1 protein-coding gene is annotated in these 12,676 nt (G+C 63.2%); it reads left to right on the top strand.

Annotated elements, in window-relative coordinates:
• Positions 1-155 precede the first annotated feature (155 nt).
• Positions 156-12,650 (top strand): filamentous haemagglutinin family protein, encoded by a 12,495-nt coding sequence (locus KVQ82_RS17505; RefSeq protein WP_222014837.1) that lies wholly within the window; start codon positions 156-158, stop codon positions 12,648-12,650.
• The last annotated feature ends 26 nt before the right edge of the window (positions 12,651-12,676 follow it).

Genomic DNA, 12,676 nt, shown 5'->3' with positions numbered 1-12,676 from the left:
TTTTTTTTGGCTCGAATACACGCCGAACATGAAGTTTGTGTGACATCCGTTCGGTCGCGCCCTCCGCCAACGGCCTATGTCGTAACAGCAGGTTTTTGCAGGCCTGCGGCATCTTTGGCAACCAAAGTGTGGCAATCAAAAAGGATCTCGTAGTGATGCTCGCTCGCCCATCCCGTCGTCGTACCCACGTTCAGTCCTTCCAGCGTGATGCCGTGGAGCCGGCGCTGTGGCTGCTCAAGCCGTTGGCGCACGCGGTGGCGTTGTGTCTGGTGGCGGGCAGTGCGCAGGCGCAGACGGCGTTCAGTTCGAGCTGGTTTGCCGCCAAGGGTGCAGCGCAGCAGGCCGCAGCGGCGCGTCCGAGCGTGGGTGGCTTGCCGGGGATGACACCGCCATTGGCCCAACAGCAAAAAGCCAATGCGCAGTTGCAGCGTTCGATCCAGACCCTGAACAACACGGTTGCCGCGATTGCTGCGCAACAGGCGGCACAGGCGGCCGGACGCACGGCGGCGTTGGGCACGGTACAGTTTGTACCGGACGGTCTGGGCGAGGGCGGTTTGAAAGTCGATAACAGCCTCACCCAGGGTTGGCAGAACGCCAAGGGCCCGCAACAGACCCGGGCCGACGGCAAGACCACGGTGAAGATCGAGCAGACCGCCGACAAGGCGATCCTCAACTGGGAAACCTTCAACGTCGGCCGCAACACCACTGTTGAATTCGCCCAGCAGTCGAACTGGGCGGTGCTCAACCGGGTCAACGATCCGAATGCCCGGGCCAGCCAGATTCAGGGCCAGATCAAGGCCGACGGCACGGTGATGCTGATCAACCGCAACGGCATCGTCTTCAGCGGCGGCAGTCAGATCAACGTGCGCAACCTGGTGGCAGCAGCGGCGAATATCACCGATATCCAGTTCCGCGATCGGGGTCTGTATTTCGACAGCAGCGCCACCCAGCCGACCTTCACCGATGCCGCCGGCAAAGTGTTGGTGGAACGCGGTGCCTCCATCGACACCCACAAGCCGGCATCGTCTACCGCTGCCGGGGGTTATGCCTTGCTGCTCGGCAGCGACGTACAGAACGACGGCAGCATCAGCACCGCCAAGGGCCAGACCGTGCTCGCCGCTGGTGATCGTTTCTACATACGCAAGGGCTCGGGCACCGAAGGCAATGCGCTGTCCACCACATTCGGCAGCGAAGTCATTCCGGGCTTCAAGACCGGTGCCGTTGCGGGCAAAGTCACTAACAACGGACTGATCCAGTCTGCCACGGGCGACATCACTCTGACCGGTCACGAGGTGGTGCAAAATGGCGTATTGCTCGCCAGCACGTCAGTGGCGACGCGGGGCACGATTCACCTGACCAACCCGAACAGCGACAGCAGCGGCAGCGTCACGCTGGGGCAGGGCAGCGCCACGGCCGTCATGCTCGACAGCAGTGACCTGACGGCCCTCGACAGCCAACGTCAGGCCGCGCTGACAGGCGTCACGGCCAATAACCGGATCCGTGGCGATCAGTCACGCGTCGAGATTCAGAGCGGTGGCAGTGTCGAGTTCCAGAGCGGTTCGATCACCCTGGCCACTGGCGGCCAGGTTGCGGTCAATGCACAACGCCGCAGCCTGGTGCGCGACGGTGCAATGATCGATGTGTCCGGTGCCCTCGGCGTCAGAGTGGCGATGGAAAACAACAGCATCAAGATCAACGTGCAAGGCAACGAGCAGCGCGATGCCTCGGTCAACCGCGAGAAAGGCGCGCTCAACAGCTATGACATCTGGGTCGATGTGCGCGATCTGGTGTATGTGCCGGCGGGCACCAACGGCTACGCCACGGATCGCTGGTACACCGCCGGTGGCCTGTTGGAAGTCGGTGGTTATCTCGGCACTCAGGGCCACAGCGTCGGCGAATGGATGGCTCAGGGCGGCACGGTGAGTTTTGCCGGCAACGACGTGGTGACTGAAAAGGGTTCGCTGATCAACCTGTCCGGCGGCACCCTGGATGTGCAGAGCGGCGAGATCCGCCAGAGCTGGCTGCGTGGCGCCGACGGCAAGTTGTATGAAGTGTCGCGCGCGCCGGGGGACTTGCTCTACACCGGCCTGTACAAAGGTTATGAAGACAGCAGCCAACGCTGGGGCCAGACCAGTTATTACTACAGCCCGCTGATTGCCCCGCGCTCGCGTTTCGAGTCGGGCTACACCGTCGGTCGTGACGCCGGACAACTGGTGATCGCCACGGCCAACGCCGTGCTCGACGGGCAAATGATCGGCGAGGTGTATCAGGGCGAACGGCAGAACCAGGCGCCGAAACCGCTGCTCGACGGCTATCAGCAGAGTCAGACCGCGTTGGCCCGGCGTGCGCAGTTGATCGTCGGCAGTTACGACCCGACCTTCGTCGCGGCGTCGAATGGCCTGCTCTACACCCTCAATCCATTGCTCGATCAGGTGCAGATCGGTGGCGCGCCTCCGGTTGCCGGCAACGATCTGGACTTGACCGGCGTAGTGCCCGGTGCCCGCAAGGGCAAGCTGTATCTCGATAACGATCAGCTCAACGGATTCCGTCTCGGTGCACTGAAGGTATCTGCCAAGGATCAGATCGCCGTCGACGGTGCGCTCACGGTCGATAACGGTGGCGACATCACCCTGTACGCCCCGGATGTGCAGGTCGGCGCCGACCTGACCGCGCGTGGCGGCAGCCTGCGTCTGGGCAATGTGCTCAATCAGTTCAATGGTGGCGCAAACACCGACACTCGCCTGGCGGCCAAAGCCGACAAAACGATGCAAACCCGCATCGCCGAAGGCGTGCATCTCGATACCCGAGGCCTGTGGAGCAACTTGCGCACCAATCCGGACGATAACGCCAGCCTCGCGTATCTGAACGGTGGCCTGGTATCGATCCGCAGCAGCGGCGATATCGACGTCGCTGCTGGCAGCTTGCTCGATGTTTCTTCCGGTGGCGCGGTACTCGCCAATGGCAAGACTCGGGGTGGCAAGGGCGGTGATCTGACGCTGGAGTCGAGCGCCATTTCCGCGCCGGGCTCATCGCATCTGAACCTCAATGGCGAACTGCGCGGTTACGGCGTCACGGGCGGCGGCACCTTGACAGTGCAGGCCAACAGGATTCTCGTCGGCCAGACGGATAAAGCCCTGGCAGACAATACCCTGCAACTGTCCACCGACCTGTTCAGCACGGGGTTCTCCGCCTACAACCTGATCGGTCTCAACGGGCTCGACGTTGCCGAAGGCTCCGCCATTGATGTGACCCTGCCGGTGTACCGTTTCGGTGATGCGGCACCCAACCAGGTCAGTGGTGTCGACCCGCAAACGGCGCTGGAGCTGTGGACACCGACGCTGTTCCAGGAAAACCCGACCAAGGGCGTACTGACTCAACGCGCCGGCGCCAGCCTGACACTGCAAGGTGGCGCGACGCTGGTCGGGCTGATAGACGCCGCCAACAGCACCTTGACCCTGGGCCGCGGTTCGCGGATCAGCGTCGATCCGGGGCAGAGCATCAAACTGCGCGGTGCCGGGCAGATCACCGTGGAAGGTGAACTGAATGCCTGGGGTGGTGCGATTGATATCCGTCAGCAACAGTTTGGTTCGAACAAACCGGCGACCGCCATTGTCGTGGCCGATCCGAGCGCACATGACCGCTCCATCTGGATCGGTGAACAGGCTGTGCTGGATGTCTCCGGACGCGCCACTACGGCAGTCGATGCGCTGGGCCGCACTTACGGGCAGGTCGGCAAGGGCGGCAGCATCATCATCGGCGGTGAAATCGATGCGAAACTGGCTACAGCCACGGCCGCCGATGCCTATGTGATCGTGCGTCAGGGCGCCCGGCTGGACGCTTCCGGCAGCGAGGCCGTTGTGGATATCGCCGGCCAGGGACCGACCCGCGTTGCGACGGATGGCGGGCGGATCAGCCTGAGTTCCTACAACGGCCTGTTTGTTGAGGGCAACCTGCGTGCAGCGGCGGGCGGTGTCGGGGCTGCCGGCGGTCGTCTGGACATTGCGCTTGAAACACCGCTGTACGTTGACTCGGCAAGCAATGCCGTGCGGGCGCCGCGAGAGATGATCATTGGCCAGGCGCCGACAGACAAACCGCTCGCGCCGGATCTGCGTCCGGGCGAGGGTGCCGCTGACCTGCGCTACGGTCAGACGCGCTTGAGCGCAGACAGCCTGATGGCGGGCGGCTTCGATAACCTGAGCCTGTTGAGCAACGGTTTGCTGTCGTTTGACGGCGACGTCAATCTGCACATGAACCAGAGCCTGACGCTGTACGCCGGAGCGCTGTCGCTGGCCGAAACTTCCGCAAATACGACTCGCGTCGATTTGAGCGCGCCGTACCTGCGTCTGTCCGGCGTCGGCACTTATCACGCCGGCTTCGGCCTGATACGGCCGCGATTGACCAATAATCCGACGACACAGCTGTCGGACGCGACCTTCAGCGCGTCAGCGGACTTGCTGGACGTGAGCAATGGCCTGTCGTTCGGTACGCAGGGTTCGATCCTGCAACTCGGCGCGCCCGCGGTTGCGTATGGCCGACGGGCATTTGGTCAGGTGAGCCTCGACAGTCGTGGCGATCTGCGTTTCCTCGCGCCCAATGACGGTGCCGAAAAAACCCGGCTGTGGACGCCGGGTGACTTGAACCTCGGTGCTACACAAATCTATCCCGCCAGTGACGTCCAGGCTGAAGTGCGCGTTGGCTATCAGGGTGCCGTTGCGGTGTCCGACCATACGCTGCGGATCAGCAGCCACGGTGCGGCACCCGCTGAGGTGCCGTACTCGGTCTTCGGCAATCTGAGTTTTTCCGCGGCGTACATCGAGCAGGGCGGGGTGGTGCGGGCCCCGCTGGGCAAGATTGTTCTGGGTGACGATTTGCAGACCACCAGTCATGAGGTTCGACTGCTGGCTGGCAGCACCACGTCGGTCAGCGGCGCCGGTCTGGTCATGCCATACGGTGGCACTACGGACGGCATCGATTATCTCTACAACGGTAAATCGGTGGTGTTGAACGGCATCACGGGCGATAAAAACGGCGTGGCGATCGGTGGGCAATATATCGAGGTGCAGAACGGTGCGCTGATCGATCTGTCCGGCGGTGGCGATCTTCGCGGCGCCGGTTTCATTTCCGGGCGCGGCGGCTCTACCGATGCGCGCTTCAATCCGCTGGTGCGCAATGCCACCGATGGCACCTTCAGTCTGCCGGGGCTGGCGAGTAATCCGGTCTACGCCATCGTGCCGGGCAATCAGAGCCGTTACGCGCCGATCCTGGCCGAAGCCGGAGCGGTCGATCCGCGCATCGGCCAGCAGGTCACTATTGGCGCCGGCGTGCCGGGGCTGGCGGCGGGGACATACACGCTGCTGCCGTCCACCTGTGCCTTGTTGCCGGGCGCATTCCGGGTCGAGGTCAACGGTCAAGCGACGCCAGCTGCGACGACGGCAGCGTTGCAGCTACGCAACGGTTCGTGGACCAGCAGCGGGCAGATGTCGATTGCCAATACCGGACTGCGCGACAGTCTGGCCAGTCAGGTGATCCTGACGTCAGCTGACGTGTTGCGTAGTTACTCGCAGTACAACGAAATGTCGTTCACCCAGTTTATCCGCAGCGATGCCGCCCGGCGTGGCGTGCCGCGTGCGTTGGCGCCAATGGACGGCAAGGTGCTCGATCTGCGCCTGAGCACGGGTGGCAAGCAGGAGACTGCGTTGCAGTTCGATGGGCGAGCGCTGTTTGATGCCGCCGAAGGCGGGCTGATCGGCACGGCGGCGCTACGCGGTGGTTACGCCGGCGCCGAGTTCGAGGTGCTCGGTGCGGGGCATGCGCCGACGCCGGGTTTCAGTGGCGTGTCGGTGTACGCCGACACGCTGAACAACTTCAATGCCGGACGTCTGACGCTCGGTGCGCTGCCGGAGGTGATTTACAACACAACCGGCAACATCATCAAGTTCGTGGGGACCTCCAGCAACATCACGCTGCGTGAAGGGGCCATCCTGTCAGCGCCGGAAGTCGTGCTGCGCACCACCTCGACCACCGGTGGCATCACGGTCGAAGCGGGCGCCGGGATCAACACCCTGGGGCGTGGCAATGTGGCCTTCGATTCAACGTCCGGCTACCTCTACCAGCCTGAAGCCTCGAGCCTGTTGGTCGTATCCAACGGCTGGACCCATGTGCTGGCTCCGGCAGCGGCCAGCGGCATCAGCGGCGCGGGCAGCATCCGGATTGGCGTGTGTGCCTCGTCACCCTGCAACGATCCGGCGCTGCTCTATTCGAACGGCAGTATTACGGCGGCGACGGACAATCAGTTCGAACTGGGTGAAGCAGTACGTTTCGGCACGCGCCGACTGGCACTGGCAGTGGGCTCGGTCAACGCCGGCAGCGCCACCGCGCTGGCGGCGGCCGGCAGTCGCGTACCGGCCGGTCTGACCCTTAACCAGAACGTGCTCGACCGCCTGCTGCGCGGCGACACCCAATATGGCGCGCCAGCGCTGGAAACCCTGAGCCTGACCACCCGCGATGCCTTCAATTTCTACGGCAGCGTGAGCCTCGACACAATCGATCCGCAGACCGGCCAAAGCAAACTGCAGAACCTGGTGCTGGTCACCCCGGCGATCTACGGTCTGGGCGATGCCAACGATGTGGCGAGCATCCGCACCGCCAACCTGATCTGGAACGGCGCGACGCAAAGTGCTGGCAGCGTCATCACCGGTGGCGCCGGTACGGGCAGCGGCACACTGGACATTCAGGCCCAGCGGATCGAGCTGGGTTACGGCCCGATGCCTCAGGCCAGCGGACTGGATCAGAACAATCGTCTGGCGCTGGGTTTTGCCAACGTCAACCTCAGCGCCAGCGAGCGCATCACCGCCAATCACAAGGGCAGCCTGGCGGTGTATCAGGAGCAGGGCGCTTACGATCCGCTCAAGGGTTACAGCTACAGCGGCGGCAATCTGAACCTGCGCACGCCGTTGCTCACCGGTGAAGCAGCTTCGGTCAGCCTGCTGAAGGCCGGCAACAGCCTGACGCTCAGCGGCGGCGGAACTGCCGGGTTGGCGAATGCCTTGGGTGCGGAGTTGAATCTTGAAGCCCGCGACATCGTGCTGGACAGCCGTATTGCCTTGGCCAGCGGCAAGTTGACCGTCAAGTCCGAGGGCGATTTGACGCTGGGCACTCGTGCCGTGCTGGACATGGCCGGGCGGACCTTGCCGTTCAACGATGTCAGCAAGTACAGCTGGGGCGGCGACGTATCGCTGTACAGCGCCAACGGCAATATCCGTCAGGCTGCGGGCTCGCGGATCGACCTGTCGGCGAAGAATAATCAGGCCGGTAATCTCAGCGTCGTAGCCTTGGCCGACGCGGCCGGGGTGGTTGATCTGCGAGGTGAGATCCTTGGTGGCAGCAGCGGTTACTACGACGCCGGGGGCACGTTGGTGCCGTACAAGGCCGGTGGCGTGGACATTCGCGCGCAGCGCCTGGGTGGTGACGCCACCGAGCAGTTCGCCGCATTCAATCAGCGCTTGAATGCCGGGCAGGTTTACGGCAGCCGCAGCCTGCAGCTCAAACAAGGCAACCTGGTGATCGGCGACGGTCTCAAGGCCGGTGAAGTCAATGTCTCGGTGGACAATGGCAGCCTGACGGTGGCCGGTCTGATCGATGCCAGCGGCGAGCGTGTCGGCAGCATTCGCCTGTCGGCGAAAAATGGCCTGACCCTGGCAGGCAGCAGCGTGCTCGATGCCCATGGTCGCGTGCTGCGGGTCGACAGCTACGGCAAGATCATCGATGCGCCGAACCGCGCCACGGTCGAACTGAATTCCGGCGATGGTTTGCTCACGCTGGGCAGCGGCGCGCGCATCGACCTGCGCCACGGCACCGATGCCGTGCCCGGTTTCCTCGCCGGGCAACACGATGGAATGCTGCGCGGCACGCTGGAGCTGAACGCGCCGCGTCTGGGCAGCAATGACATCGCCATCGACGCCAGCGGTGTGTTGACCATTCAGGGCGCGCGATCCATCGGTCTCAATGGTTTGCGCCGCTATACCGATGCCCGCGATGGCGTCGATCCGGCGGTCAGTGGCCGACCGTATCAGGTGATTGATCAGGCCATGCTCGAACGCATTCACGGCGACAGCAATGATTTTATCAACGCCGCACTGGGCAATAACGATCTGCTGCAACGCAAACTCGCCGGGTTGAACAACGCCACTTACGCCGACGCCTTCCATCTGCGCCCGGGCGTGGAAATCGCCAGCAAGACTGCCGATGGTGATCTGGTGGTGGAAGGCGATCTGGATTTGTCCGGTTATCGCTACGCCAGTCTCAATCCGCACACGCAGCTGAACCCCTCCGTATATGGTTCCGGGGAAGCGGGCAGCCTGGTGATTCGTGCCGGTGGCAACCTCGATATTTACGGCAGCATCAATGACGGCTTCGCGCCGCCACCGGAAACCCAGGATGACGCCGGGTGGAAACTGATTGCCGGTGTGCAGCCGTTCGGTGGCGATCTGATCGTGCCGGGCAGTGGGGTGACGCTGGCCGAGGGCACGCAGTTTCCGCTGGGGGCGACACTCAATTACGACGTGACGATTCAACCAGCGGTTCTGGCCAGTGGCACGTTGCTGCCGACTCAAGCTGTGCTGAACGAGGCGTATACCTTCAGCGCCGGCACCGTGCTGGCGGGGGCGATTCACGACAGCAACGGTCATCTGCTGTACGCCGCCGGTACGCTGCTCAGCGACAGCGTGACGTTGCCTGCCGACACACGCCTGGGTGCCGGGATCCGTTTGAACAAGGCCACCGCCCTGCAAGCGATGAACTGGCCCAAGGGTGTGCCGTTGCCCAGCGTTTACGATGCAGACCTGACGACGTTCTCCGGGGTGAAATTAAAGGGCGAAGTGGCCTTGCTGCGCGGTTCGCTGATTCCGTCGATGACCGATGTGAAGCTCGCCGAAGGCACTTCGCTGATCGAGTTGCGGCCGTTCAACGGCACACAACAGGGCAAGAACTGGGCGCTGGCCAGCATGCTGCCGTCGGGCAGTGCTTCCTGGTCGATGCGCGTGGTGGCGGGTGCAGATCTTGCTGCGGCCGACAGCCGTGCGGTCAAACCGCTGACCCCTGAAGGCAATCTGCGGCTGGCGGACAGTCATTACGGCGTCAACATCACCACGGCGGCTGGCAAGCTGGTCTGGGCTCCGGATAATCCCTTCTTTACTCCCTACGAGCCGGTCCCTGATGACATGCTCGAGTACTGCCAGCAAATTGCCGATTTGTGCGTACCCATGGCCCGGTGGGTCTGGGCGCCAGGCAGCGGAATGGGGCCGGACTACGAACCGGTTCCCGAGGAGGCTCAATTCATTTGTGATCTGCAGCCAGAGCTGTGCATCGGCAACAATCCCGGGAAAACGGCCAAGGCCCATACGCAGATGTTCAGTGTTCTGCGCACCGGCACGGGTGATCTCGACCTGATCGCCGCAGGCAATCTGAGCATGGATTCACCGTTCGGCGTGTACACCGCCGGCACCCAGTCAGCGAATATCGACCCGCTCTATAACCAACCGCGCGGGCATCTTTCGGATAACAATTCGGTGTTGGGCACGGCCGGTGCCGCTTATGAAAAATGGGTCGACGGCGGTAGCGACAGCCTCTATCAGGCCTGGTATCCGCAGATGGGGGGCAACCTGACAATCAATGCCGGCGGGTCGGTTTCGGGTGACTCGGTAGGCACGAAAGCGCAATCGACAGCGGCTGGGTTCCGCGAACAGATCGCCAGTGCGTCAGTGGGCAACTGGTTGTGGCGCCAAGGCACGGGCAACCCGGATGTGCCCACAGCGTGGTGGATCAACTTTGGCAGTTACGCTACTCGGTTGATGACGCCTGACGCCAATACCGAACCGTACCTGGTGGGCTTCACCGGATTCGGCACCCTGGGCGGCGGCAACATCAGCCTGCGTGCCGGTGGCGACGCCGGGATGCTCAGACCGTTGGGCGATGCGGTCAATTATCCGCGCAGCCAAGGGCTGATCGTTGCCGTGGGCAGCACCGGGCGTGTCGCCGACGATGGCAGCGTGCAGATGACCGGCGGTGGCGATATGGACATTCGCATCGGCGGCGCATTCAACCCATCGTTGCAAGCGCGGGCCGGGGATAACGGGACTCAGCCGCCGAGGCACGACCTGCAAGGCGCACTGATCAACTTGCGCGGTGCGGCGCAATTGACCGGAGGGGCGCTGGGCGGCATCAATCTGCAATACGGTGCCAGCTCGCAGTTGCATGATGTCCGTGAAACCCGACCGCTGGATCCGTTCACCTCGACGACCAGCAACGCCTCCGGTGGCCTGGTGCTGATTCCCGGAGACGCCGGCATGAGTCTCAGCACCCGTGGTGACCTGGTATTGGGCGGGGCGGCCGATCCCGGTCGTGTGAGCCAATTCAACGCCACGCCACTGCTCGATAGCGACGCTAATATCCTTACCGGCGGCATCCTGAGCGGCTTCTCACTGTGGACCGATCACACCGCCATCGATCTGTTTTCCGCCGGCGGCAATCTCACGCCCAGCACTCAGTTGGCGCAGGTCGATGGGAGTCTGTCTCCTGTGAGGGGCGCCAATACCTCGCCCACCGATGGTCGTTTTGTCTACCCGGCGATTCTTCGGGCCGTTGCCGCTCAAGGTTCGATTTATGCGGGGCCATCAGCGGCTTACGGGGTCGGCAATGCTGCGCCGAAAACCGCGTACTCCCTGCTTTTGGCGCCTTCTCCATCCGGGCAACTCGAACTGTTGGCGGGCGATTCCATCTATGCCGGCGGCTACGCAATCAATCAGTCCGGTGCCAGCCCGCTGGCCATTGCCACCCCGTTCAGGCCGTCATTCCTCGCCTTTTCCAGCAATAACCCCAACAAGCCACTCAACAGCAACTACGGCAGTGACGGTGTTAAACCGGATGGTTATTCGCGTTACCCATTGTTCGCTTTTGGTCTCGACAGCTATTCCGGTTTGAGTGATGTGCAGGGGCCCGCACGGTTCTATGCCCTGACCGGCGATCTGGTAGGGATACGCAGTGGCGAGACGTTGAGTTTCGATACCTCGAAACGCACTTGGTACGAAGCAGCAGGCCCTGTCTGGATGATTGCCGGACGTGACATCGTGGCATCCGGAACCCACCTGGGCCAACCGACAGCCGTGCAGCCCGAGGAAATGGGCGTCGGTCAGGAGGGCATTACCTCGACCGGCAACCTGTTCGTTCATAACAATCCGCGAGATATATCGCGGGTGTCGGCGGGTCGCGACATTCTCTACAGCAGCTTCGATATCGCCGGCCCTGGCACGCTGGATATCAATGCCGGGCGCAACATCCTGATGGAAAATCGCGCCAGCATTACCAGTCTTGGCGCGATAGTGGCCGGGGATAAGCGACCCGGTGCCAGCGTGGTATTGCAGGCGGGCACGGGCGCACAGGGGCCGGATTACACAAGGTTCATCGCGCGTTACCTGAACCCGCAGAACCTTGCCAATCCGAATGCCGCTCTCAACGGTCAGCCGGGCAAAGTGGTCAAGACCTACCTCGACGAGTTGCGGAGCTGGCTGACCCTCGGCTACGGCTTCAGCGGCAACGCAGAGCAGGCACAGGCGTTCTACGCCGTGCTGCCGAGTACCGAGCAGGCGATTTTCGCCCGTCAGGTGTATTTCGCCGAACTGCGCGCCGGCGGCCTGGAATACAACGACGTCGATGGCCCGCGCAAAGGCAGTTACCTGCGTGGTCGCAACGCCATTGCGGCGCTGTTCCCGAGCACCGATGTGGCGGGCAATCCGCTCCGTTACGACGGTGACATCACGCTGTATGGCGGCGCCGGGGTCAAAACCCTGTTCGGCGGCGATATCCAGATGCTTACGCCGGGCGGCGCTCAGGTGTTCGGCATCGAAGGTGCGGCGCCACCGTCCACGGCGGGGATCATTACGCAGGGTTCGGGCAACATTCAGCTCTACTCGCAGGGCAGCATTCTGCTGGGGCAGAGCCGGATCATGACCACCTTCGGTGGTTCGATACTTGGTTGGTCGGCCGAGGGCGACATCAACGCCGGTCGCGGTTCGAAAACCACCGTGGTCTACACCCCGCCAAAACGCGTCTATGACACTTGGGGCAACGTGACGCTATCGCCATCGGTGCCGAGCACCGGTGCCGGTATCGCCACCCTTAACCCGATTGCCGAAGTGGCGCCGGGCGACATCGACCTGATCGCGCCGCTGGGCACCATCGACGCCGGGGAGGCGGGGATTCGCGTCTCGGGCAACGTCAACATCGCCGCGCTGACGGTGGTCAACGCGGCCAACATCTCGGTGCAGGGCAAGGCGACGGGTGTGCCTGTTGTGTCGGCGGTGAACACCGGGGCGATCACCTCGGCAAGCTCCGCTGCCTCTTCAGCCACCCAGGCCGCTGAAGACGTGGCCCGTCAGCAGCAGGCAGCAGCGCGGCAGAATCAGGCGTCGGTGTTCACCGTGCAGGTGCTGAGTTTCGGTAACGAGCAACTGGCGCCGACCCGCGATGGCGCCAGTCGTGCGCCGGCCAGCGGATATAACCCGAACAGCCCGGTGCAGGTGCTGGGCGCCGGAGCGCTGGATGAACAGGCGAAACAGCAACTGACCGAAGAGGAGCGGGGGCAGCTGACGTTGTAAAGGACTCTCGTGTAGTACGCTTCGGG

The organism is Pseudomonas sp. AO-1, from assembly GCF_019775695.1.
Lineage (GTDB): Bacteria > Pseudomonadota > Gammaproteobacteria > Pseudomonadales > Pseudomonadaceae > Aquipseudomonas > Aquipseudomonas parakoreensis.
The sequence above is the reverse complement of the archived record's forward strand: the minus strand, read 5'-3'. Positions and strand labels throughout refer to the sequence as shown.

Bases quoted from the DNA above. Each gene is read 5' to 3' on its own strand.
- KVQ82_RS17505 (WP_222014837.1), top strand. From the start codon at position 156: ATGCTCGCTCGCCCATCCCGTCGTCGTACCCACGTTCAGTCCTTCCAG.